The organism is Desulforamulus putei DSM 12395, assembly GCF_900129195.1.
Lineage (GTDB): Bacteria > Bacillota > Desulfotomaculia > Desulfotomaculales > Desulfotomaculaceae > Desulfotomaculum > Desulfotomaculum putei.
This window is the reverse complement of the sequence record NZ_FQUY01000010.1, coordinates 48,034-71,118: the sequence shown is the minus strand read 5'-3', so window position 1 is coordinate 71,118 and position 23,085 is coordinate 48,034. Positions and strand designations below refer to the sequence as shown.

The window sequence follows — 23,085 nt, the reverse complement described above, 5'->3', positions numbered from 1 at the left end:
ATACTGTTATCTATAGCCTGGTAGAGGGGGATTTTCATGCCTTATTGCATCGTCTGTGGCAACCAAGAAAGCCTAGCCAGCTCGAAGTTTCCTCCCTGTGCGGACACTGCCAACGCACCGCCTTACGGTTTGCTGGGCAATTTTAATGAAGAAGGCTGCCTGATGACCATGGAATGCCAGGGGGCCAGCCTGGATGACGCCCAGGAGGCCTATGAAAGGCCGGAAGAATATTTTGATACCTGCCCCCTTTGCGGTTCCCGGGACATCCGTTGGTAATCCTTAGCAGGAATTTGCCTCGCCAAATCGAATGTTTTAGAGGAAGTTTGGCGAGGAGGGTTTCCTTTGAACGTACAAAATGACGATCTAATGCATCGGCCCCTCAGGGTGAGGGTTCGCATGGATTTCAAGGGTATTGGCAAACCGGGGCGCTTTTTATTTGGGGGGAAACCCAGCGATAAAGCTGCCGAGGATTTAAGAGAACAGCAGGTGGCTGTTTTTCGGAATGTGCCCATTCAGGGTATTCTGGTTGAAGATATCGACATGAGTGCGGAAGTATACACAGTGCAGGACGAAGTGTCCAACCACGAGGTGGCCTACGCCCCGGTGACCCTGCAGCTCCGTGCGGAAACACTGGAGGATGTGGTAAGGTTTATTGCCCGGGATGATTTCCGCAAGATTGAAATCATTGACCCGCCCAACCTGTCACTGACCAAATATGATGTGGAAAGACTGCTCTTTAGAGTAGCCGAAGAAATGAGAATGTACCGCTCTCTGCTGGAAAGAAAATATAACAACCGCTAGGGATGGAATAATTTAACATGCCGTCGCATATACAATGATTGGTAGGAGGCGGTGGCATGAAAATAAGAAAAAACCGTTGGTTCAGCGCCAAATCAGCGGAAACCTGCTTGCTCTCGCTGATTGCTTTAACCGCTGCTTTTTTACTGTTTTATCACTCCTTTTTATCACAGTCACCCTTATGGCGGGTGATCAACCGGGTGGGTTCCGATGCCCAAATGGTTATGAGGCCGGTAGAGGGAGCCGAGAATTCCATCATACTCCAATTAATAAATTTTTCTACCCTTCCCAGGGCCAAAGTTCTGGTGAACGGTCAGGTAAAGGGGGATTTTACCCACCCGTACATGACCGTTCCTGTTTCCGAAGGAGACCGGATCGAGGTGGATACCACCTTTTATGACCATCCTGTCACCGTTAAGGTGCTGGACAGCACCAGGCAGGTCATTTCACCCGCCATGGGAGCGGAGTTTTCCGGTAAGAAAACGGTATTTACACTGGGAAAAGTGAAACTGGCCGGGAAGTCATAAGGGGCGTTGCATTTAAGGATAAGCTGTAATATAATCTAGGCAACCCACAGGGGAATAAGACCAATAGCGCTCCTGACGGGGTGTTATTTTTTTGGGGGGTGTTTGTTTGGTTTTTCACGGAAGCAGAAAAGTAGCCCGGGTTGCCATTGAAATGGCCATGACAGAAACCAGGGAGCAGGAGAAAGAATACAAGACCAAATTTCTCAATGATGGCATCCGCACAGCCGCGGTGGATTACGGTGGTGATTTTATTTCTTCCGTAAACCGTATTATTGAACGGGCAGTGGTGGCTGCCAAAAGAGAAGGGGTTATCAAAGAAGTCCATGCGGACGAAGGCGCCGTGGCCGGGGCCACCCGGGAAGCTCTTTCCATGATTATGCCAAAGGCAGTGGGTTTGAATGTGGGAGGCAAAATCGGCATTGCGCGGCAAGCGGACCATATCAGTGTGGCGGTGTTTTTTGGCGTAGGTCTTTTGCACCTTGACGAAGTGGCCATAGGTTTAGGGCACCGGGCAGTATCAAGCAATTAGCAGGGAGGCTGGCAGGATGGTTTGTTTTGTTAGAGGAATCAGAGGAGCCATTACGGTAGAACGGAACGACAGGCAAGAAATCATTGAAGCAACCCAGGAGCTCATAAAAACCATTGTTGAACGGAATCAATTATCAACAGAGGATATTTGCAGCGCTTTCTTTACAGTAACGCCTGATTTGAATACTGAATTTCCCGCCAAGGCAGCCCGGGCCATGGGTTGGGACTATGTGCCCCTGTTATGTGCCCAGGAACTTGATGTGGCGGGGGCCCTGCCCCGGTGCATCAGGGTGCTGGTGCATGTAAACACCCACAAGTCCCAGAGAGAAATGAAGCACGTGTACCTGCGGGGAGCATCCAATCTTAGACCGGACCTTGCAGAATAAAATGTTTTAGGCCGGGGGTAACTACCCCCGGCCTGTTTCAACAGTTCCCAAATGTTATTTTTCTGCGCTGCAGCCATAGAAGCCATGGCCAAAGAACAGCAGGATGAGAATTAAGAAGATGATAAAGGAAAAGTTGCTGCCATAGCCGCCACAATAACCGTAACCCATAATATGACCCCCTTATTAATTTTTTTTTAAAACAGGGGCTTTTAGAACAGCCCCTCAAGGATTTACTTCTCTACGCTGTAGCCGCCGTAGAAACCTTGGCCGAAGATTAACAGGATGAGAATCAGGAATACGATAAAACTCCAGTTACCATAACCATAATCGCCCATCGTAACGCCTCCTTGATGATAAATTTTTTGGGGTTGGTACCCTGCTAACATAATAAGAAAATGGCTGCAGAAATGTTACAATCCTCAGCATAATTCTTTTAGTGAATTATCTTTTGCAGCATTAAGAAGGAAAGCACCCTTGGATAGCGAAAGTATAGTACGAGACCATACACGGAGGGTTTAACCTTGCCTTTATATAATTTAGTCAGTAGGGAGACACAGGCAGAGGATACCGTTGTACAGGTAGGCGTTGCTGCCTTCGGCGGGGGAAATTTCTCAGTCATTGCGGGACCCTGCGCAGTGGAAAACAGGGAAGAACTTATTGAGCTGGCCCTGCAGTTAAAGGCATGCGGTGTTCAAATGCTGCGGGGAGGGGTATTTAAGCCTCGTACTTCGCCCTATTCTTTTCAAGGTCTGGGCAAAGAGGGACTGCAATTCCTGGCGGAGGCCGGGGCTGCAGCGGAATTGCCGGTGGTCACCGAGGTGCTGGATGTCCGGGACCTGGATTTGGTGCTGCAGTACGCGGATATGATTCAAATCGGCAGCCGGAATATGCAGAACTTTGGCCTGCTGCGGGAAGTGGGCCGGGTGAAACATCCCGTACTGTTAAAAAGAGGTCTATCGGCCACCCTGGAAGAGTGGCTGTTGGCGGCGGAATATATCGTGGCGGAGGGGAACCGTCAGGTGGTTTTATGTGAAAGGGGGATCCGTACCTTTGAGACCGCTACCCGCAACACCCTGGATATCAGCGCCATCCCCCTAGTCAAACAACTGAGCCACCTGCCCGTGGTGGCTGACCCCAGTCATGCTACCGGCAGAAGGGAACTGGTGCCGCCGGTGGCCCGGGCCGCGGTTATGGCGGGGGCGGACGGTTTGATGATAGAAGTTCACCCGGCGCCGGAAAGGGCCCTTTCGGACGGCGCCCAGTCCTTGCGACCTCACCAATTGGAACAATTTATGCGTGGCTTGCCGGCATTGCTGCAGGTAAGAGGAAATTGGTAAAAACACCCCGGAGCGGGCTTTTTCAGCCGTCCGGGGTGTTTTTTCTTCTATTTCATGCCAAGTTCTTGGGCCAGGGCGCTCCAGGCCGGCAATGATCTCTTGATGATGTCCAGGTCGATGCAGTAAGCCAGCCGGAAGTAGCCCGGAGTACCAAAACCGCCGCCGGGAACCACCAGAATGTTGTGTCTTAAGGCTTTGCGGGAAAATTCAATGTCATCCGGCAAGGGTGATTTGGGAAACAGATAAAAGGCCCCCTGGGGCTTAACCATTTCAAAACCAAGGGAAGTCAGGTGATTGTAGAGCAGGTCGCGCTTTTCCCGGTATTCCGCAATGTCGACGGATTCCCGCTGTAAACCGGCTACCAACCGCTGCATCAAGGCCGGCGCATTGACAAACCCCAGGGTGCGGTTGCAAAAGACCAGACCTTCAATAAGGGTGTCCACACCGTTGATGCGCGGACTGACGGCAACGTAACCGATCCGTTCACCGGGTAACGCCAGGTCTTTACTATGGGAAGTCACCATAACTGCGTTGGTTATGTATTTAAAGACAGAGGGGACCTGCACCCCGTCATAGACAATTTTGGCATAGGGCTCATCGGATATAACAAAAATTGGTCTGCCCATTTCCCGGGACTTTTCTTCTACCAACTGACCGAGGTCGGCCAGTACTTCTGCCGGGTAGACCACGCCGGTGGGGTTGTTGGGAGAGTTAATGATAATGGCCCTGGTTTTGGCGTTGATAGCGGCGCTGATGGCTGTCAGATCCGGCAGGAAAGCATCGTTGGTGGGTACCACCTTTAGTATGCCGCCATGGTTATCCACATAAAAACCGTACTCCACAAAATAGGGTGACAGGGCAATCACTTCATCGCCGGGGTTTAAAAGAGCCTTCAGCACGACGTTCAGACCGCCGCCGGCCCCCACGGTCATGACCACGTGCTTGGCCTCAAAGGGCAGTTGGGACTGCTCGGCCAATACTTCAGCCACTGCTGAACGGGTTTCCGGGTAGCCGGCGTTGCTCATGTAACGGTGCATGCCCGGCTCCGGGTTGAGGGCCAGCCTTTTCAGTTCTTCACGAAATTTTTGCGGCGGTTCCACCGAGGGGTTCCCCAGGGTAAAATCGTACACTTTATCAGTCCCGTGAATTTTCCTCAGGCGGTCCCCCTCTTCAAACATTTTGCGTATCCAGGAAGCCCGGCTTAGAAAAGAAGATACTTTATCGGACAATACCATCCTTTACCACTCCTTCACTTGGTTTCCCATCTATTGTAACACTACAAGGCAATAAAATTACAAAAAAGATACAATTTTTCCAAAGGGAATTGCCAGCTGCCTAGGGGAAGTGGTAAGATAAACTTTGTAGAACGGTTTAGTTGCTCATTACGAAGGACGGTAGGACGGTAAGGAGGGATGGTCATGTTTTTTTTAGGTATTGCCTGACACTCTTATGAAGAGTGTCTTTTTATTATTTTGCGTGCTGGTTATATTAAGTATGGTAGTGACCTGAGTATTTAAAGGGCGGAAGGAGGATTTTCATGATTGTGGTAATGAGCCGGCGGGCCGATGAAGATAAAATTAACGCGGTGTTGGAAAGGCTTAAGAAGGCCGGGTTTCAAATACATCTTTCCCGGGGGGTAGAGCGTACCATTATCGGCGCCATTGGGGACAAAACCAGAATGGGCGACTTGGCCCTGGAAGCCATGCCCGGGGTGGAAAATGTGGTGCCGATACTCCAACCCTATAAACTTGCCAGCAGGGCCTTTAAGGAGCAGGACACGGTGGTTAAAGTCGGCGACCTTGAAATTGGCGGCAAGCAAATTCATGTTATGGCCGGTCCCTGTGCGGTAGAAAGCAGGGAACAACTTTTAGAGTCCGCGGAGATGGTAAAGGCCGCCGGCGCGACGCTGCTCAGGGGAGGGGCCTTTAAACCCCGCACTTCCCCTTATTCCTTCCAGGGCTTGGAGGAAAAGGGGTTGCAATATCTGGCCGAAGCCAGGGAAAAAACCGGTCTCAAGATTGTGACCGAAGTGATGGACGCCGGTACCCTGCCGCTGGTGGCTGAATATGCCGATATCCTGCAAATCGGCACCAGGAATATGCAGAACTTCTTTCTGTTAAGGGAAGTTGCCAAGGTGGATAAACCCGTTTTGTTAAAACGGGGAGCCTCGGCCACCATTGAGGAATGGTTGATGGCGGCAGAATACATTATGGCCGGCGGAAATTACAACGTAATTTTATGTGAACGGGGTATCCGTACCTATGAAACCTTCACCCGCAACACCCTGGACTTATCGGCGGTGCCGGTGGTGAAACATTTATCCCACCTGCCCGTCATTGTGGATCCCAGCCATGCCATCGGCAAGTGGCGCTTTGTGCCGCCCATGGCGGTGGCGGCGGTGGCAGCGGGGGCTGACGGTTTGTTGATCGAAGTCCATCCCAACCCGTCCGAAGCCCTGTGCGACGGCCCCCAGTCACTGACTCCCGAGAATTTCCAGTCTTTAATGAAAGATGTTCGGGCTGTGGCAGAGGCCATAGGGAGAAGGCTTTAGGGCATTCCTTTGGGGTCAGGCTGTCAGCCATCAGCTATTGGCCATTAGCCATTGGCCAAAAGTCAACAGCCAAAAACCAAAAGTCAACAGCCAGGTCGATTATAGCTTATCTGATATATAGCAAAATCCAAAAAAGCTGAGGGCTGAAGGCTGATGGCTGGACCCCAAAGCACAACCCGTAAGACGTAGGAGGTTATCCTTTGTTTAAAAAGGTTGTTATTGCCGGCGTCGGGTTAATCGGCGGTTCCCTGGGCCTGGCTTTAACCAAAAGAAAATTGGCAGAAGAAGTTGTGGGGGTTGATCCCGACCAGGATAACCTGAGGCTGGCTGTTCAATTGGGAGCCGTCCGGCGGGCCGAGGTGCTGGCCGAAGCGGTGCCGGCAGCGGATCTGCTGATTTTAGCCACTCCCATCGGGGTTACCCTGGGGGTGCTGGAAATGGCCTTGCCTTATTTAACACCCGGCACCGTCATTACAGATGTAGGGAGTGTTAAGGGCAGGCTGGTGGAGCGGGCGGAGGCCATGCTGCCGGCAGGAGTCCATTTTGTGGGTGGGCACCCCATGGCCGGAAGGGAAGTGGCCGGGGTGGCGGGGGCCCGGGAGGACCTGTTTGACGGCGCTTCTTATATTTTGACACCAACCCCATCAACCGATGCTGCAGCACTGGCTAGGTTAAAGTTATTGGTCCGGGCCCTGGGGGCCCGCCCGGTTGAACTGGGATGCCGGGAGCACGACGGGGCGGTGGCCCTCATCAGCCACCTGCCTCACCTGCTGGCCGCCACCCTGGTGAACACGGTTGCCGGGGAACACACAGAAGAGCTGCTGTTAAAACTGGCCGGCGGCGGTTTCCGGGATACCACTCGTATTGCCGCATCCAACCCGGCCATGTGGCGGGATATCTTACTGACCAACCGAGAAATGGTTTTAGAGGCGGTACAAAAATTCCGGCAGCAGTTGGAACATATGGAGCAATCCATCCGTGATTTTAACCGGGAAGAGCTGGTACAGTCGCTGGAACGGGCCAGGGATACCAGGGAGGCGCTGCCTGAAAACAGAAAACATGTCCTGTGCGAAAAACTTCAGAGAAGATGAGGGCTAACATGAAACTAACCATCAACCCAGTTAAAAAGCTGCGGGGAACGCTGTCAGTTCCCGGCGACAAGTCAATATCCCACCGGGCAGTGATGCTGGGCGCTTTGGCCCGGGGAATTACAGAAGTTGATCATTTTCTGATGGGCGAGGACTGCCTGGCCACCGTTGCCTGTTTTAAGGCTATGGGTGTGCCAATTGAAGGCCCAGTGGCAGGAAGGCTCAGGGTGCATGGAGTGGGTTTGCAGGGGCTGCGGGAGCCGGCCGATGTGCTGGATGCCGGGAATTCCGGCACCACCACCCGCTTGCTGATGGGGATTCTGGCCGGGCAGCCTTTCTGCAGTGTCATCACCGGCGACCAATCCCTGCGGGGGCGTCCTATGGCCAGAGTGACCGGTCCTCTTGCGGAGATGGGCGCTGTCTTCCTGGGGCGGGATCACAATAATCTTTTACCCATGGCTGTGCGGGGCGGCAGGTTAAAGCCCATTCACTATCAATCGCCGGTGGCCAGCGCCCAGATCAAATCAGCCATACTGCTGGCCGGGCTCTATGCCGAAGGGGAAACCTCCGTGACCGAGCCCACCCGCTCCCGGGATCACACCGAACGAATGCTGCAGGCCTTTGGAGCAGATATCCGTGTGTCGGGAAATACTGTAACCCTGAAGGGCTTCCCGGAGTTAAAGGGGTTGAAAATAACGGTACCCGGTGACATTTCTTCTGCAGCATTTTTGATGGTGGCCGCAGCCATCCTGCCGGGTTCGGAAGTTACGTTGCAGGGAGTCGGCATGAATCCCACCAGAGATGGTTTGCTGGATGTCCTTAAACAAATGGGGGCCGGTGTGGAAATCATCAATGAGCGGCAACAGGGCGGCGAGCCGGTGGCGGATATAAAAATCTCCGGCGGGAAACTGCAAAGCACAAAAATAGCCGGTCCTCTGATTCCCAGATTGATCGATGAAATCCCCGTTCTGGCCGTGGCGGCGGCCTATGCCGAAGGAACGACGGAAATCCGGGATGCGGCCGAACTCAAAGTAAAAGAAAGCAATCGTATCGCCACGGTGGCCAGGGAACTTAAAAAATTCGGGGTGGATATTGAAGAACTGCCGGACGGGCTGGTGATTCGGGGAGGAAAATCCTTGACCGGAACAACCTGTCAGAGTTACGGCGATCACCGCATTGCCATGGCCATGGCGGTGGCGGGGCTGGGCGCCAAGGGGCAGACCGTTATCGAAGGCGCCCAGTGTATTCCGGTGAGTTTTCCTGGATTTAACGATGCATTAAAATTACTTTCCGTAGAATAATACAGCTGGAAGAGTTTTTCCTCTTCCGGCTTTTTTATTAGTGAATCAGTAAGTATTCATCTTACTGATTGAATACGGGGCACCAGGCAGTAAAACGTACCTGCCTGCTTGTACCCTGCGGGTATGTCCTGTGATTATGCTTGAGGATACTTGTATTCTTTAGGATTGGACCTGGCCAAGTTTTTCTATGAAAAAAAGGAATTTCCAGCTGGATGTCGAAAAACTAATGATACTATTGCTTCGTTCCACCTTACCATTGGAGGTTATACCCGATTGTCAAACAGAATTTGTGTTGCCATTGACGGCCCCGCCGGGGCAGGAAAAAGTACAGTGGCCAAATTGGTTGCCCGCAAGTTGGGTTTACTATATATCGATACCGGCGCCATGTACCGGGCCGTTACCCTGAAGGCTTTGCGACAGGGCCTCAACCTGGATGATGCCGATGCCTTGACCAATCTGGCCAGGGAAACCACGATAAAGCTGCTTCCCGGCCTCCAACAATCGGTGCTGCTGGACGGAGAGGACGTCACGGAAGAAATTCGTTCTTCCGAGGTCACCCGCCATGTATCCACGGTGGCCGGAGTTCCCGGCGTGAGAGAAGTATTGGTGAACCGGCAGCGTCAAATGGCCGGTGAAACAGACGTTATCATGGACGGGCGGGATATCGGAACGGTGGTATTACCCCGGGCCACTGCCAAATTCTTTCTAACCGCTTCCGCAGAGGAACGCGCCCAGCGCCGGGCGAAAGAATTGGCGGATAAAGGTTATACCGTCGATATTGACAAGTTAACAAAGGAAATCCAGGAGAGGGATTACAAAGACAGCCACCGTGCGGTATCTCCTCTGGTTCCTGCCGGAGATGCCATCATCATCGACAGTTCCGGCATGACCATAGAAGAGGTGGTTGACAACATCATTTCTTGGATCGAGAAGAGCAAATAGGGGGATCCCATGCTTTATACAGTTCTCCGGGTGATTATCCGTGGGATGCTGCTGGTTTGGCGCAGGTGGCAAGTCATTGGATTGGAGCATTTACCAGCCAGCGGCGGCGTGGTGGTTGTTGCCAATCACGTCAGCAACCTGGACCCGGTGGTTTTGGGCTGTGCCTTAACCAGACGTATCCACTTCATGGCCAAGGCGCAATTATTTAAAGTTCCCGTTCTGGCTACCATTATTACGATGCTGGGGGCCTTTCCGGTAAACCGTGAAAAATCGGATCGGCATGCCATCCGAAAAGCGTTGGAACTTTTGCAAAGCGGCAACATGGTGGGCGTATTTCCCGAAGGAACCAGAAGCAAAACGGGAGAATTACAAAAGCCTCATATAGGGGCTGCCATGTTGGCCGTTAAAGCCGATGTACCCATCCTGCCCGTGGCTTTGAAGGGAACCAGGGGAATGTTTGATAAAATTACAGTTATCATAGGAGAGCCCGTTTATATGCCGGAACTGTGGCGTGGCCGGCCCGGTAAAGAAGAACTGGAGGCCTTAAGCCAGCAGGTAATGGATCAAATTGCTAATTTAATGAAGTAAATTAGTGGGAAATATTTTTCATTAGAGAAACGAACCGGAACAGAGGGTGATCTCGATTGAAGTATTGTTGGCCAATAAGGCCGGTTTTTGCTATGGTGTGAAACGGGCCATTGACATGGCCTTAACCGCTGCCAGAGAAAAGAAAGGAAATATTTATACCCTGGGGCCGCTAATCCATAACCCGCAGGTGGTGCAGGATTTGGCCAAACAAGGGGTCAAAGAAATTAAAAACCTGGATGAGGCAGCAGGGGGCAGCGTTATCATTCGGTCCCACGGAGTGGGTCCGGAAATTTTTCAGCAGGCTAAAGAAAAAGGCCTGGAAATTATTGATGCAACCTGTCCCTTTGTGGCCAGGGCACAAAGGGCTGCTCATGAAATGGCAGAACAGGGTATGCCAGTCTATATCCTGGGAGACCCGGGACATCCTGAAGTTCAGGGAATTCTGGGTTGGACCCTGGGCAAGGGGATTGTGGTAGAAAATGCTGATGAATTAAGTCGGGTGGATCACCCTAAGGTAGGGGTCGTGGCACAGACAACTCAGCCATTGGCTAATTACCGGAAACTGGTTGAAGCACTTGAAAAACAAGGAGTAGAAGTGGATGCCCGTAACACCATTTGTCATGCCACGGGAGAACGCCAGCGGGCTGCGCTGGAACTGGCCCAAAAAGTAGACGTAATGGTTGTGTTGGGCGGCAAGAACAGTGCCAATACCAAAAAACTAGCCAGGATTTGTCAGGAAACCGGGACTCCCACCTATCATGTAGAATCTGCGCAGGAGTTACGGGAAGAATGGTTTCACGGCCATAAAATTCTCGGCCTGACAGCGGGTGCTTCAACACCTGACGCAATTATAGAGGAGGTTAAAAGAAGGATGAAGGAACTGGACCAGATGACCAACGGTGAAGAAGGAATGAACGAAGCAATGGAGGTAAAATCTCCCCAACCCGGGGAATTAGTCAAGGGCGTTGTTGTCCAAGTAGGCATGGATGAAGTATTGGTTGATATCGGAGCCAAGTCCGAGGGCGTGATTCCCCGTAAGGAACTGGCCTTTTACGGAGTTGATAATCCCCAGGATATCGTAAAAGTCGGGGATGAAATAGAATGCATCGTTATTAAAGCCGAAGACAACGAAGGGAAGATTATCCTGTCCAAGGAACGGGCCGATGCCGAAAAGGCCTGGGGTGGTTTGGAAGAGGCCATGGAAAATGGCACTGTTATCAAAGGTGTTGTCCGTGAAGTGGTCAAAGGCGGCTTGCTGGTGGATGTTGGCATTCGGGCCTTCCTGCCCGCATCCCTGGTTGAGCGCGGTTACGTGGAAGACCTTACCAAATACCTGAATCAGGAAATAGAAGTGCGGGTCATCGAGCTGAACAAAAACCGCAAAAAGGTGGTTGTTTCCCGCAAATCTGTTCTGGAAGAACAGCATGCCCGCCGGCGTGAAGAATTGCTGGCTACCCTCCAGGAAGGCCAGGTTGTTAAAGGTGTTGTACGCCGTTTAACCAATTTCGGCGCCTTTGCGGACCTGGGCGGTTTAGACGGTTTGCTGCACATTTCCGAAATGAGCTGGCACCGGATCAATCATCCCCAGGAAGTGGTTAAAGTGGGGGATGAACTGGAAGTTATGGTCTTAAAGGTGGACAGGGAAAACGAAAAGATCTCCCTTGGTCTGAAGCAAGTGTTGCCCAACCCCTGGGACAACGTTGAACAAAAATATCCCGTTGGCAGCGTAGTCCCGGCCAAAGTTGTCCGCTTGGCTCCCTTTGGCGCTTTTGTCCAGTTAGAGCCCGGCGTGGAAGGACTGGTACACATTTCCCACCTGGCCGACCACCATGTGGAGAAGCCGGAAGATGTGGTAAAAGAAGGCGATGAGGTTAACGTTAAGGTGCTCAGTGTTGATCCGGCTGAAAAACGCATTCGTCTTTCCATCCGTGAAGTAAACAGTGAAGGCCGGCCGGCCCGGGAACCGCGCCAGCGGAAGCTGGAAGAACCGGCGGCCCAACCCCAGGTGACAGAAAATCCTGAAGAAAAGGTTACCCTGGGCGATGTGTTCGGGGATATGTTTAAAGAGGATAAGTAAGGATCAAGAAACGGTTGTCTTTTTGACAGCCGTTTTTTATTTTGCAAGGCTATCGGCCTTTTCTATTGCCGCTGCATAATTTGACCACCGGAGGGAACTCTATTTTTCAGATATGAATTTAATCAAAAGGAGGCAGGTTTATGGACCGTTTTCCATTGGGACTTATTGTTTTAATTGTAGTGTCCTTGCTCATCTTTTTTGGCATAGCCCAGCGGGCACTGGACCGTATGAGATTGTCCGACAAGGGAGCCCTGGCCGTGATTTTGGCTCTGATTGTGGGCAGCTTCATCAACATTCCGGTACCCGGCACGCCGGTACCCCTGGAAATAAACGTGGGAGGGGCGCTGGTGCCCGTAGGGTTGGCTGTCTACCTTCTGGTTAAAGCGGGTACCGGCAAAGAGGTGAGCCGGGCCTTAATTGCTTCGGCGCTGACGGCGGCGGTTATCTGGTTTATCGGTTCCCGGTTAATGACCGGTTTGCCTGAGCCGGCCGGCAGGTTTGGATTTCTGGATACCCTTTATTTGTTTCCCATCGTTGCAGCAGTGATTGCTTATATAGCAGGACGTTCCCGCAGGAGCGCTTTCATCGGCGCTACCCTGGGGGTTTTAATGGCAGACATAGCAAACTATTTTTACCTGGTTCGCAATAACGCCACCAATGCCCTCAAAAGCATTGGCGGCGCCGGCGCCTTTGACTCCATTGTTATTTCAGGTATTTTAGCCATCCTGCTGGCCGATTTGATCGGGGAGACCAGAGAGAGACTGCAAGGCGGCCCCACCTCCGAAGGAAAGCCCGACGCCCTGCTGGCGGGACTAAGGAAGCCTCAGTTTGGCCGCAAAAAAGGAGATGATAACCCCCGGGGTGATGGTGATAAAGAATCTCGCAGGGAGTTAGCCAGGGAGGAGGTAGACCGTCTTGAAGACTAAACAATTCTTTGTGATTCTTAGCCTCTTGATGATGTTTACAGGAATTGGCATAATCGGTTACCTGGGATTATCGGAAACAGTCCTTCCGGCATGGAATCCCGCCTCTGTTTTGTCCAATGAAGATGCGGATCATATTGTTGGCAAAGCCATTGATATTGTCGATGCCAAAGGATCGGTCATCAGTCGGGCCTGCCGGGGCGTGGCAGTGGGCGACGAGATTATCAATTCAAAAGGAGACCATTACCGGGTTATTAAGGTAGACCAAAACAGGGCTGTTGCCAAGTCCCTCGGCAAGGACAAGCAATTTTTGGCCTGGCATGAGTTCTTTACCGACGAGCGACTGGCCATGGCTGCCGCAAACCGCAAAGGAGGTACAGTGGGTATTTATCATACCCACAGCGATGAGGCCTACGTGCCCAGTGACGGTTCCGAGAGCATACCTTTTAAGGGCGGCATTTATGATGTAGGGAGAAGTCTGGTGAGCAGGCTTCAGCAAAAGAGCGACACCAGGGTGGTGTATGATCAAACACCCCATGATCCTCACGACAATGCGGCTTACCAGCGGTCCCGGCGTACCGCCATGAAACTGATGAAGCAAAATCCTGTGGCCATCATTGATGTTCACCGGGACGGTATTCCTGATGCCAGTTATTATAGGGCCACTGTTTCTGACAATAAAGTCAGCCAGCTGCGTTTGGTGGTTGGTCGGCAGAACCCCAATATGGAGGCAAACAAGGATTTTGCCCGGCGGATGATGGCCTATGCCAATAAGGTTCACCCTACCATTGTTAAAGAAATTTTTATGGCTAAAGGTAATTACAACCAGGATTTAATGCCCACAGCCATCCTGATTGAAGCGGGGACCCATACCAATACCAAAGGAGAGGCTGAGCGGGGTGTAGCCCTGTTTGCCGATGCCATACCTACGGTTTTAGGAATTGAAGGTGGCCCGCAAACACGTAATGTTCCCGGGGGCGGTATCACCCAGCCCGGCGCCACCGGTACAGGCGGCTGGCGGGCGGTTGGCTGGATTTTGGGATTAACCCTGCTGCTGGGCGGCGGTTTCCTGTTCATCAGTACAGGCAGCCTGAAGGGTGTCGGTGATCGATTAGCCGGTTTTGGTAAAGAATTTACCAATTACCTGGGACCGGTTACCAGAATAAGACAGAGGGCGAAGAAACCGGCAGGAGATACCAAAGTAATGAAAAAAGCCAGTGATAATATGGCAGACCGGGCGGTCATCGACCACCGGGATGATGTAACAGAGGACTGAACCGGTGAACCCGGTGGAATCAATATCCCCCAAAAGAAACTGCCGCCTTCAGCAGGGAGGCGGCAGTTTTACGATATTCCATGTTCTGTTTGAAGAAAGATACCCTGATTTTACATCTCAGACAGCGGATTTTGAGCTCACGGAGGTGATTGTATGGAAAAATACCTGATGGTGGTGGTTAACGGTATTATGGCCGGTTTTTTAACCCGCGTGGTCCTGCTGCGGGTGGATTACAGGCAGTATCCCGGCTACCCCCATGGTTTTGTGACACACCTTTCCCTGGGCTTTATAGCGGCGTCCCTGGGGGCCATCGCTGTGCCGGCCCTGTTGGAGCCGGATTATGCAGCCTTTACCTTTCTGGCCCTGGCAGCGCAGCAATTTCGAGAAATCCGGAGCATGGAAAGACAAACCCTGGAAAGTCTTGAGGAAAGTGAACTGGTACAGCGGGGGAAAGATTATATCGAAGGGATCGCCCGCACCTTTGAAGCACGCAATTACCTGGTGATGGCCACAGCCTTTCTCACTTCCCTGATCACGCAATTTTTAGGGTTGCTGCCCGGCATCGCCGGTGGAATGGTGTTGATCCTCATCAGCCTGCTTTTTAAGTCCGGCGAGACCATAGGCGATATTTGCGAAGTGGTGCCGGCAAAACTACATTTTAAAGATACTGTTTTGTATGTGGATCATATCAACATTATGTCCGTGGGTCTGAAAGCAAGCCGCAGGAAAATATTAGAAGACGGTCTGGGGGTAATTCTTAAACCCAGGAATGATGACGCCCGGGCCACCATTCATGATATAGGCCAGCGACTGGCCATTGCCCACACGGCGGCTACCATTCTGGGGACCAAAAAAGACGTAGATTTACCCGAATTTACGCCCATGCTTCGTAAAGACCCGGATACCGGCCAGGTTGGTTTTTATATTGTACCCAATGAGCCGGATATGAAGGCCTTGATTGAAGCGGTGAAAAAGGCGCCTGTTTTGGAAAGCGCCGCCTCAAGACCGTTAAAATCCAGGGCAGGACGCTACGCATCCGATTAGCAGCGGTGAGGAGGTGTTCGCATGTCCAAGGGGACTATCATGGCGGCGGTGACTGTCAACCCCGATAACATTACAGGAGACCTTCCTATTATTATAGCGCGGGACGAGGACGAACGGGAAAAATTGGCCCGCCATCTTGCCAATGTTTTACAAAGTACCGTTCATGACCTGGGAAATGGGACATACCTCATTGTTCAACACTAAGTCCTTGACTATGATTGGCAAATGGTGGATAATTGATGCAGTACGTCCACGGGGAGATTTTTATGAACAGCAACGGATTATTAATCACAGGTGTCGATAGGGACAGCATTGCAGACCAATTGGGCATTCAACCGGGAGACAGGCTGGTGGCCATCAATGACCAGCCGGTCCGGGATATCTTGGATTATCGCTTTCTCTGTGCCAATGAAGAACTGGTGGCCCGGGTGGTGACCGGGGATGGCGAAGAGTGGGAAATTGAGATCGAAAAGGATTATGAAGAAGATTTGGGGTTGGATTTTGGCGAGCATTCCTTTGGGCCTACCAGGCGTTGCCGAAATCGCTGCCTCTTTTGCTTTGTAGACCAGATGGCGCCCGGGATGCGGGAGACCCTTTATATTAAAGACGATGATTATCGTCTTTCTTTTTGGCAGGGAAACTTTGTCACCCTGACCAATGTAGATGAGGCGGAACTGCAAAGAATTATTGATCAAAGGTTGGGACCTCTCTACATTTCCGTCCACACCACCAATCCCGATCTGCGCCGTCGCATGTTAAATAACCGGCATGCCGGTAAAATTATGGATCAACTGACAAGACTGGCCGAGGCGGGCATAGAAATGCAAACCCAGGTGGTCCTTTGTCCCGGCATCAATGACGGTAAAGAACTGGTGAGGACCATCGAGGATTTGTCCCGACTGTGGCCCCGGGTGCATTCCCTGGCGGTGGTTCCGGTGGGGATAACCAAGTTCAGAGAAGGGCTTTTTAATCTGCGACCTTTTAACCGGGAAGAAGCCCGGGCTGTGGTGGAACTCATAGAAGACTACCAGCGCAAGTTTTTAGCCCGCTGGGATTACCCCTTTGTCTACGCCTCTGATGAATTTTATGTCATGGCAGGAAAACCCATTCCTCCCACCGAAAACTATGGTGATTTTCCCCAAACCGAAAACGGCGTCGGCCTGGCCAGGCTGTTTTTGGATGAGTGGGAATTGCTAAAAGAGGACCTGCCGGACCGGATTGAACATAACCGCACCGTCACCCTGGTGACAGGCATGTCCGGGGAGCCTTTTTTGCGGCAGGTGGTGGAAGGGTTAAACCAGGTGGCAGGGCTGCAGGTGAACCTGGAGGTTGTCAAAAATACTTTCTTTGGAGAAACTGTCACCGTAACCGGCCTGTTAACCGCCCGGGATATCATTGACAGCCTGCAGGGTAAGGAAATCGGGGACCTGCTGGTACTGCCCACTGTCATGCTCCGCAACGGGGAAGACGTGTTTCTGGACGACCTGCGGGTCCGTGATGTTTCTCAACAACTGCGGGTGCCGGTGGCAGTGGTGGAAGGCCCGCGGGATCTGGTGGAAGTGGCGCTGGGGATTAAACAAGATACAAACTGGTGAAACTTATTAAAAACAAAACCTATGCAGGCAGACCGGTTTTTCAACTACCATGAAAGCTGCGTGAGCATAGCGGTAGGAATTGCCAGGCTGCCCATAACCAAACGACCGTCAGATATCCTTAAATTGAAATGACTACACTGGAGAAAAGGGGGAAAACCCTTTGGCGAAACCCATTGTTGCTATTGTCGGGCGACCCAATGTGGGGAAATCTACGTTATTTAACAGGATTGTGGGCGCCCGGGTTGCCATTGTTGAAGACATGCCCGGGGTGACTCGGGACAGGCTGTATCAGGACGCGGAATGGCGGGGACGTGAATTTACTCTGGTAGATACCGGCGGCCTGGACTTTGCCGAGGATGTCATAACCTCTCAAATCAGAAAACAAGCGGAACTGGCCATAAAGGAGGCGGATGTGGTCCTGTTTGTGGTGGATGCCAGGGAAGGTCTTACCGCTGTCGATGAAGAAGTGGCCAGGAGCCTGCGCAGGGCTGATAAGCCGGTTTTACTGGTGGCCAACAAAGTGGAACAGTTCGATAAGATTCCTTACTACGAATTTTACCAGTTGGGGTTGGGAGAACCCATTCCTGTATCCGCCGCAGAAGGGTTAAACACCGGTGATTTGCTGGATGAACTGGTCACGTTACTGCCCCCCCAGGAGGAGGATCCCTACCCGCCGGATACCGTGCGAATTGCTGTCATCGGCAGGCCCAACGTCGGGAAATCCTCCCTGGTTAATGCCATTCTGGGGGAAGAACGGGTGATAGTAAGCAATATTCCGGGAACCACCCGGGATGCCATTGACTCACCCTTTGAGCGAAACGGCAAAAATTACGTCATTGTGGACACCGCCGGCATGAGGCGGCGCAACCGCATTGATTTGCCCGCTGAGCGATACAGCGTGGTCCGGGCCCTGCGGGCCATAGACCGCTGTGATGTGGTTTTAATGGTCTTTGATGCCACCGAAGGAGTAGCCGAACAGGACAAAAAGATCGTCGGCTATGCCCACGATAAGGGTAAGGCCGTCATTTTGGTGGTCAATAAATGGGATCTCATCGAAAAAGACGATAAGACCATGAACAAATTTGATAAGAAAATAAGAGAAGAGCTGAGCTTTTTACATTACGCGCCCACACTGTATATTTCCGCCCTGACCAAACAGCGGCTGCCAAAAGTGCTGGAGACGGTGGATTACGTGGTGGATGAGGCCAGCAAGCGCGTGTCCACAGCGGACCTTAACAATCTTATTCGGGAAGCCACCCAGGCCACCCCGCCGCCGGGGGATAAACAACGCAAGCTGAAAATCTTTTATGCCACCCAGGGTGGCGTGAAGCCGCCTACCTTTATTTTGTTTGTCAACGAACCGGAATTAATGCATTTTTCTTACCAGCGCTACCTGGAAAACAAGATTAGAGATGCCTATGGCTTCGAGGGTACACCGATCCGGTTCTTCCTGCGCAAAAGGGATGCCAAGGACCAATAAGCATTACTGCCGGTAAGCTTTTTCCTTAAGATTCGGAGGAATGCATTTTGTTTACTATAACCACTATTTTCGTCATAGCCGGGGCCTATTTGATCGGATCAATTCCCTTCGGGTTTTTACTGGCCCGTTTCTGGAAGGGGATTGATATCCGCAAATACGGCAGCGGGAATATCGGGGCCACCAACGTTTGGCGCACCCTGGGCAAAGGACCGGGTCTGTTGGTGTTAGCGCTGGATATGTTGAAAGGTGTAACAGCGGTTTTACTGGCTAAACAGCTAGAAAATACGGACATTACCGTCCTTGCTGCAGCCCTGGCCGTAATGGCCGGGCACAGCTGGCCCCTCTGGCTTGGTTTCAAAGGCGGCAAAATCATCGCCACCGGCGCCGGTGCGGTACTGGCCATTGCTCCACTGCCCTTGCTGCTGGCCTTTCTGGTATGGTTAACCACAGTGGCATGGTCCCGTTATGTTTCTTTAGGTTCCATTTTGGGAGCAGTTTCCCTGCCCCTCTGGATGATAATCTTTCATTATAATAAAGCAACCCTGATATTTTCCGTGCTGGTGGCCGCCTTTGCGGTGTGGAAGCACTCGTCCAATATCAAACGACTTCTCAACGGCACTGAATTTAAAATTGGCCGGAAGAAGTCATAGATTGGAGGACTGGGAATGATCAAAATTGCCATAGTGGGAGCCGGCAGTTGGGCCACGGCACTGGCCCAGGTGCTGGCCCAGAATAACCATGCTGTGGTTCTCTGGGCACGCAGACAGGAATTGGCCCGGTTCATTAATGAAGGGGAAAACCAAAGATACCTGCCTGGGATAAAATTACACCCGAACATCACCGCCGATACGGATTTGGAAAAAGTCCTGCATGAGGCGGCAGCGGTGGTCTTCGGGGTTCCCTCCCATTGTTTTCGGGACCTGTTGCAGCAGTCTTTGCCTTTTATTAAATCCGATGCTGTGATTATCAATGTGGCCAAGGGACTGGAAGAAAGCACCCTTCAGAGGTTGTCCGAGGTGTTTGCCGCCGAGGCGGGGGAAGCAGCCTTGGGACGTTATGCGGTACTGTCAGGTCCCAGCCATGCCGAGGAGGTGGGCCGCAACATACCCACCGCGGTGGTGGCTGCCTCTCGAGAAATTGAAACAGCCAAGTATGTGCAGGACCTGTTTATGACCCGGGACTTTCGTGTCTACACCAATCCGGATTTGGTGGGAGTGGAACTGGGCGGCGCTTTGAAGAACATTATTGCCCTTGGTACCGGCATTGCCGACGGGTTGGAATATGGGGATAACACCAAGGCTGCCATGATGACCCGGGGGCTGGCGGAAATCACCCGCCTGGGTTTGAGCATGGGGGCAAACTTGTCAACCTTTGCCGGGCTGGCGGGGGTGGGTGACTTAATCGTTACCTGCACCAGCATGCACAGCCGCAATCGCCGCTGCGGCATTGCCATCGGCAAAGGGAAATCCCTGGAAGAAGCCGTGGCCAGCGTAAACATGGTGGTGGAGGGTGTAAGAACCACCCGGGTAGCCTGGGAACTGGCCAAACGGCAGGGGGTGGAAATGCCCATTACCGAACAGATTTATAAAGTATTGTTTGAGAAACTCCCGCCCCGGGAGGCGGTTTTAAATTTAATGGGGAGGGGCAAAAAATTAGAGGTTGAGGAAATTGCCCTCAGCAAAATAAACTGGACACTGGAGTAAATAAACAGTAAAAAGCAGGGAACGCCCTGCTTTTTACTGTTTATTTACCTTTTCTTTTGCTTCTTGCCTCCAAAGAACTGACTGAAATCAAAGGGGAAAGGCGGTGTTTTCATGTGTGGCTTTTTAGGATTTGCCGGTTTTTCATGTACCGGGGGTTTTACAGCCGGTTTATCCTGAACCGGTTTTTTTACGGGTTTATCCCACCCGGGACCAAATCCGTAACCCATTTGCAATCCTCCTTCTTTTTTAAAATGGTATATAGTCAATATATGGAAGGGTTTTGGGGTTGGTGACATATTCTAACCCGGTTAGAAGAGAAAATTTAATTGTAAAATAATTTCTCAGGTTGCCGTAAACAGTCATAAAGGGACAAATATCAAATATCTTTAAAACAACAGGAAAAAATGATGCAATCAACCGGAATAAGCCAAGAATAAATTTTCTGTCATAAAGTACCGTGACCATCATATATATATAATGTTAATGTATGCCAATGGAAAAAAATTCAGGGAAGAAGGGACTACCTTCCTCCTGCAAAGTAATCAGTTTTTCCGGTCTCTACGGTCCATTATCGCGGAGGAGGGATGCAGTATTTCAATATAAATTTCCCTATCATTTTATGAACTTTGAAGGAGGGGATAATCGTTTATGGAAAAGATGGATATCTTCCGCGATATAGCGGAGCGGACCGGGGGAGATATCTACCTCGGTGTGGTCGGCGGTGTGCGAACCGGTAAATCCACATTTATTAAAAGATTTATGGAATTGGCAGTAATTCCCAATATCAAAAATGTGTATGATAAAGAACGGGCTAAGGATGAACTCCCCCAGAGCGGCGCCGGAAGAACCATTATGACCACCGAACCCAAATTTGTTCCCAACGAGGCCGTTGAAATTGCTGTTAATCCAAGCCTTAAGATAAGAGTAAGATTGGTGGATTGTGTGGGTTACCGTGTGCTGGGCGCTCTGGGTTACGAAGAAGAAGAGGGGCCCCGGATGGTAACCACCCCCTGGTATGAAGAACCCATTCCATTCCAGGAAGCCGCTGAAATCGGCACTCGCAAGGTGATCTCCGAACATTCCACCATCGGCGTGGTGGTCACCACCGACGGCACCATTACTGATATACCCAGGGAAAATTATGTAGACGCCGAAGAAAGGGTGGTGGAAGAACTTAAGGATATTAACAAACCCTTTGTTATTATATTGAACTCCGTGAAACCCCATGCCAATGAAACCCTTCAGCTGGCAGCCGAGCTGGAAGAAAAATATGATGTGCCGGTACTGCCCATTGACTGTGCGGAGTTAAAACAGCAGGATATCCTCAAGATTCTGGAGCAGGTTCTCTTTGAATTCCCGGTGAACGAAGTCAATATCAGCCTGCCCCTCTGGATTGAAGAACTGGAAAGCAAACACTGGCTCAGGCAAAACTTTGAGGATGCGGTCAGAGATACCGTGCGTCACGTGCGTCGCCTGAGAGATATTGAAACCGCTGTGAACAATCTGGACAGATATGATTTTGTGCACCAAGTCAATCTTAAACAAATGGATATGGGCACCGGTTCTGCTTCCATTGAAATGGTGGCGAAGCCGGAGCTGTTTTACCGGGTACTGGCCGAAGAAACCGGTTTTGAAATTGAAGGAGACCATCACCTGTTCCGGTTAATGAAAGATCTGGCTGTGGCCAAACGGGAATACGACAAAGTGGCCACTGCTTTGCAGGAGGTGCGAGACACCGGTTATGGTGTTGTGACCCCCAGGTTGGATGAAATGAATCTGGAGGAACCGGAACTGATCCGCCAGGGAAATCGCTTTGGTGTTAAACTGAAGGCCAGCGCTCCTTCCCTGCATATCATCAGGGCCGATATTACCACTGAAATCACGCCCATTATCGGGACCGAGAAACAATGCGAAGAGCTGGTCCAGTACATGCTGGCAGGGTTTGATGAGAATCCTCAGAAAATCTGGGAGTCCGAAATCTTCGGTAAAAGCCTGCATGATCTGGTTCGGGAAGGCATTCAGAATAAACTGCACCGGATGCCGGAAAATGCCCAGGTTAAGCTGCAGGAGACCTTGCAAAGGATTGTTAATGAAGGCAGTGGCGGTCTAATTTGTATCATTATTTAATTAGAGTAAAAACAGCCCCACAGGCAATGTAGAGAGTCTGTGGGGCTTACTGTTTTGCTTTAGGAAATTATACCTGGCCATATTTCTTTTTACCATACAATTTCCGGGCAGCAATTGGTAATAGTAATAGTGAAACTTCACTAAATGTCAGAATATTGGGAAAATGTGTAAAATAATTGCCAGGGGGAGCAAGACGGAGGGAAACCAAGAACGGCAGCCACATATTTTAAAAATGAACATAAACATCTATATATTCGGTTTGAAGGGTTATTTTGGGAATGGTATAATGTCTACTGTAAAAGGATAAATATCCACTCAAAATGGACTGCGAGGTTAGGGAAGCTGTGTCAAAAAAAGAGTTAAGATACTTTTTGGTGCAAGAGGATATTCTTCCGGAAGCCATTTTAAAAACGGTAATGGCCAAGGAGCTATTGTTGAGAGGCGAAGCCAATACCGTCAATGAAGCGGTGGAGAAGGTGGATTTAAGCCGTAGCGCCTTCTATAAGTACAAAGACAAGGTTTTTCCCTTTCACCAGTGGAGCAAAGGGAAAATTGTCACCCTTGCTTTGCTAATGGAACACCGTCCCGGTGTCCTCTCTACAGTATTAAATATTATTGCCTCTGTCAAGGGCAGTATCTTAACCATCAACCAGAACTTGCCGTTGCAAGGGCTGGCCAATGCCACCCTTTCCATCGAGACGGCAGAAATGAATCAGGACCTGGAGGAATTATTGCGAATTATCAGCGAGGTGACAGGGGTTCGGGATGTCCGCCTGGTGGGCCAGAACTAGCCTGTGAGGGAAAGGAGATTCGT

The 23,085-nt window shown here is 51.1% G+C and carries 24 protein-coding genes; 22 read left to right on the top strand and 2 right to left on the bottom strand.

Annotated features, from left to right (window positions below):
* The first annotated feature begins 36 nt into the window (after positions 1–36).
* The 6 genes from BUB67_RS08345 (at position 37) to aroF (BUB67_RS08320) (ending at position 3,576) form a co-directional block, all read left to right on the top strand.
* Entirely contained in the window at positions 37–276 is a 240-nt protein-coding gene (locus BUB67_RS08345) for a hypothetical protein (RefSeq protein ID WP_073238604.1), read from the top strand.
* Between the two features lie 90 nt (positions 277–366).
* Positions 367–801 carry a hypothetical protein gene (locus BUB67_RS08340; RefSeq protein WP_416358842.1) on the top strand — a complete coding sequence of 145 codons (435 nt, stop codon included), beginning with the start codon at positions 367–369 and terminating at the stop codon, positions 799–801.
* A 56-nt stretch (positions 802–857) separates the two neighbouring features.
* Positions 858–1,325 (top strand): hypothetical protein, encoded by a 468-nt coding sequence (locus tag BUB67_RS08335; protein ID WP_073238598.1) that lies wholly within the window; start codon positions 858–860, stop codon positions 1,323–1,325.
* Between the two features lie 106 nt (positions 1,326–1,431).
* A complete protein-coding gene (locus BUB67_RS08330) occupies positions 1,432–1,854 on the top strand; it encodes a HutP family protein (protein WP_073238595.1) in 423 nt (140 codons plus the stop codon).
* A 16-nt stretch (positions 1,855–1,870) separates the two neighbouring features.
* Positions 1,871–2,239, top strand: a complete 369-nt coding sequence (aroH, locus tag BUB67_RS08325) for a chorismate mutase (protein WP_073238592.1) — start codon at positions 1,871–1,873, stop codon at positions 2,237–2,239.
* A gap of 521 nt (positions 2,240–2,760) precedes the next feature.
* Positions 2,761–3,576, top strand: a complete 816-nt coding sequence (gene aroF / locus BUB67_RS08320; protein ID WP_073238590.1) for a 3-deoxy-7-phosphoheptulonate synthase — start codon at positions 2,761–2,763, stop codon at positions 3,574–3,576.
* 47 nt (positions 3,577–3,623) lie between these two features.
* Here aroF (BUB67_RS08320) and BUB67_RS08315 read toward each other — a convergent pair whose 3' ends face one another.
* Positions 3,624–4,811, bottom strand: coding sequence for a pyridoxal phosphate-dependent aminotransferase (locus BUB67_RS08315; RefSeq protein WP_073238587.1), 1,188 nt, complete (start codon positions 4,809–4,811; stop codon positions 3,624–3,626).
* Between the two features lie 302 nt (positions 4,812–5,113).
* Here BUB67_RS08315 and aroF (BUB67_RS08310) point away from each other — a divergent pair, with 302 nt between their 5' ends.
* The 14 genes from aroF (BUB67_RS08310) to BUB67_RS08245 all read left to right on the top strand — a co-directional run bounded on the left by aroF (BUB67_RS08310) (position 5,114) and on the right by BUB67_RS08245 (position 20,144).
* Positions 5,114–6,127, top strand: coding sequence for a 3-deoxy-7-phosphoheptulonate synthase (aroF, locus tag BUB67_RS08310; RefSeq protein ID WP_073238584.1), 1,014 nt, complete (start codon positions 5,114–5,116; stop codon positions 6,125–6,127).
* Positions 6,128–6,327: 200 nt separating this feature from the next.
* A complete protein-coding gene (locus BUB67_RS08305; protein ID WP_073238581.1) occupies positions 6,328–7,218 on the top strand; it encodes a prephenate dehydrogenase in 891 nt (296 codons plus the stop codon).
* Positions 7,219–7,226: 8 nt separating this feature from the next.
* On the top strand, positions 7,227–8,516 hold the full coding sequence (aroA, locus tag BUB67_RS08300) for a 3-phosphoshikimate 1-carboxyvinyltransferase (RefSeq protein WP_084127679.1): 1,290 nt from the start codon (positions 7,227–7,229) through the stop codon (positions 8,514–8,516).
* A 273-nt stretch (positions 8,517–8,789) separates the two neighbouring features.
* Positions 8,790–9,458: a (d)CMP kinase gene (gene cmk / locus BUB67_RS08295; protein ID WP_073238578.1), complete on the top strand. Its 669-nt coding sequence runs from the start codon at positions 8,790–8,792 to the stop codon at positions 9,456–9,458.
* 9 nt (positions 9,459–9,467) lie between these two features.
* Complete coding sequence (locus tag BUB67_RS08290; RefSeq protein WP_073238575.1) at positions 9,468–10,046, top strand: lysophospholipid acyltransferase family protein; 579 nt, start codon at positions 9,468–9,470, stop codon at positions 10,044–10,046.
* 55 nt (positions 10,047–10,101) lie between these two features.
* On the top strand, positions 10,102–12,123 hold the full coding sequence (locus tag BUB67_RS08285) for a bifunctional 4-hydroxy-3-methylbut-2-enyl diphosphate reductase/30S ribosomal protein S1 (RefSeq protein ID WP_200798153.1): 2,022 nt from the start codon (positions 10,102–10,104) through the stop codon (positions 12,121–12,123).
* Between the two features lie 140 nt (positions 12,124–12,263).
* Positions 12,264–13,049: a DUF1614 domain-containing protein gene (locus BUB67_RS08280; protein ID WP_073238573.1), complete on the top strand. Its 786-nt coding sequence runs from the start codon at positions 12,264–12,266 to the stop codon at positions 13,047–13,049.
* Positions 13,039–14,322, top strand: a complete 1,284-nt coding sequence (gene spoIIP / locus BUB67_RS08275; protein ID WP_073238570.1) for a stage II sporulation protein P — start codon at positions 13,039–13,041, stop codon at positions 14,320–14,322. Before BUB67_RS08280 ends, spoIIP begins: the two co-directional genes overlap by 11 nt.
* 153 nt (positions 14,323–14,475) lie before the next feature.
* Positions 14,476–15,366, top strand: coding sequence for a YIEGIA family protein (locus tag BUB67_RS08270; RefSeq protein ID WP_073238567.1), 891 nt, complete (start codon positions 14,476–14,478; stop codon positions 15,364–15,366).
* Positions 15,367–15,387: 21 nt separating this feature from the next.
* The gene (locus BUB67_RS08265; protein WP_073238563.1) at positions 15,388–15,570 is read left to right on the top strand and encodes a capping complex subunit for YIEGIA; all 183 of its coding nucleotides are present in this window, start codon (positions 15,388–15,390) and stop codon (positions 15,568–15,570) included.
* A 62-nt stretch (positions 15,571–15,632) separates the two neighbouring features.
* A complete protein-coding gene (locus tag BUB67_RS08260; protein WP_073238694.1) occupies positions 15,633–16,961 on the top strand; it encodes a DUF512 domain-containing protein in 1,329 nt (442 codons plus the stop codon).
* 160 nt (positions 16,962–17,121) lie between these two features.
* Positions 17,122–18,441, top strand: a complete 1,320-nt coding sequence (gene der / locus BUB67_RS08255) for a ribosome biogenesis GTPase Der (RefSeq protein ID WP_073238560.1) — start codon at positions 17,122–17,124, stop codon at positions 18,439–18,441.
* A gap of 47 nt (positions 18,442–18,488) precedes the next feature.
* Positions 18,489–19,091: a glycerol-3-phosphate 1-O-acyltransferase PlsY gene (gene plsY, locus BUB67_RS08250; protein WP_073238557.1), complete on the top strand. Its 603-nt coding sequence runs from the start codon at positions 18,489–18,491 to the stop codon at positions 19,089–19,091.
* Between the two features lie 15 nt (positions 19,092–19,106).
* Positions 19,107–20,144 carry an NAD(P)H-dependent glycerol-3-phosphate dehydrogenase gene (locus BUB67_RS08245; protein WP_073238554.1) on the top strand — a complete coding sequence of 346 codons (1,038 nt, stop codon included), beginning with the start codon at positions 19,107–19,109 and terminating at the stop codon, positions 20,142–20,144.
* A 44-nt stretch (positions 20,145–20,188) separates the two neighbouring features.
* On the opposite strand, the gene BUB67_RS08240 is transcribed toward BUB67_RS08245, so the two are convergent.
* Positions 20,189–20,371 carry a hypothetical protein gene (locus tag BUB67_RS08240; protein ID WP_073238551.1) on the bottom strand — a complete coding sequence of 61 codons (183 nt, stop codon included), beginning with the start codon at positions 20,369–20,371 and terminating at the stop codon, positions 20,189–20,191.
* A gap of 421 nt (positions 20,372–20,792) precedes the next feature.
* On the opposite strand from BUB67_RS08240, the gene spoIVA reads away from it, so the two are divergent.
* Together spoIVA and BUB67_RS08230 are read left to right on the top strand one after the other, a co-directional pair.
* Complete coding sequence (spoIVA, locus tag BUB67_RS08235) at positions 20,793–22,271, top strand: stage IV sporulation protein A (protein ID WP_073238548.1); 1,479 nt, start codon at positions 20,793–20,795, stop codon at positions 22,269–22,271.
* 344 nt (positions 22,272–22,615) lie between these two features.
* The gene (locus BUB67_RS08230) at positions 22,616–23,062 is read left to right on the top strand and encodes an ACT domain-containing protein (protein ID WP_073238691.1); all 447 of its coding nucleotides are present in this window, start codon (positions 22,616–22,618) and stop codon (positions 23,060–23,062) included.
* The last annotated feature ends 23 nt before the right edge of the window (positions 23,063–23,085 follow it).

Bases quoted from the DNA above. Each gene is read 5' to 3' on its own strand.
- BUB67_RS08345 (WP_073238604.1), top strand. From the start codon at position 37: ATGCCTTATTGCATCGTCTGTGGCAACCAAGAAAGCCTAGCCAGCTCG.
- BUB67_RS08340 (WP_416358842.1), top strand. From the start codon at position 367: ATGCATCGGCCCCTCAGGGTGAGGGTTCGCATGGATTTCAAGGGTATT.
- BUB67_RS08335 (WP_073238598.1), top strand. From the start codon at position 858: ATGAAAATAAGAAAAAACCGTTGGTTCAGCGCCAAATCAGCGGAAACC.
- aroH (WP_073238592.1), top strand. From the start codon at position 1,871: ATGGTTTGTTTTGTTAGAGGAATCAGAGGAGCCATTACGGTAGAACGG.
- BUB67_RS08315 (WP_073238587.1), bottom strand. From the start codon at position 4,811: ATGGTATTGTCCGATAAAGTATCTTCTTTTCTAAGCCGGGCTTCCTGG.
- aroF (WP_073238584.1), top strand. From the start codon at position 5,114: ATGATTGTGGTAATGAGCCGGCGGGCCGATGAAGATAAAATTAACGCG.
- aroA (WP_084127679.1), top strand. From the start codon at position 7,227: ATGAAACTAACCATCAACCCAGTTAAAAAGCTGCGGGGAACGCTGTCA.
- BUB67_RS08290 (WP_073238575.1), top strand. From the start codon at position 9,468: ATGCTTTATACAGTTCTCCGGGTGATTATCCGTGGGATGCTGCTGGTT.
- BUB67_RS08280 (WP_073238573.1), top strand. From the start codon at position 12,264: ATGGACCGTTTTCCATTGGGACTTATTGTTTTAATTGTAGTGTCCTTG.
- BUB67_RS08270 (WP_073238567.1), top strand. From the start codon at position 14,476: ATGGAAAAATACCTGATGGTGGTGGTTAACGGTATTATGGCCGGTTTT.
- BUB67_RS08265 (WP_073238563.1), top strand. From the start codon at position 15,388: ATGTCCAAGGGGACTATCATGGCGGCGGTGACTGTCAACCCCGATAAC.
- BUB67_RS08260 (WP_073238694.1), top strand. From the start codon at position 15,633: ATGAACAGCAACGGATTATTAATCACAGGTGTCGATAGGGACAGCATT.
- BUB67_RS08245 (WP_073238554.1), top strand. From the start codon at position 19,107: ATGATCAAAATTGCCATAGTGGGAGCCGGCAGTTGGGCCACGGCACTG.
- BUB67_RS08240 (WP_073238551.1), bottom strand. From the start codon at position 20,371: ATGGGTTACGGATTTGGTCCCGGGTGGGATAAACCCGTAAAAAAACCG.
- spoIVA (WP_073238548.1), top strand. From the start codon at position 20,793: ATGGAAAAGATGGATATCTTCCGCGATATAGCGGAGCGGACCGGGGGA.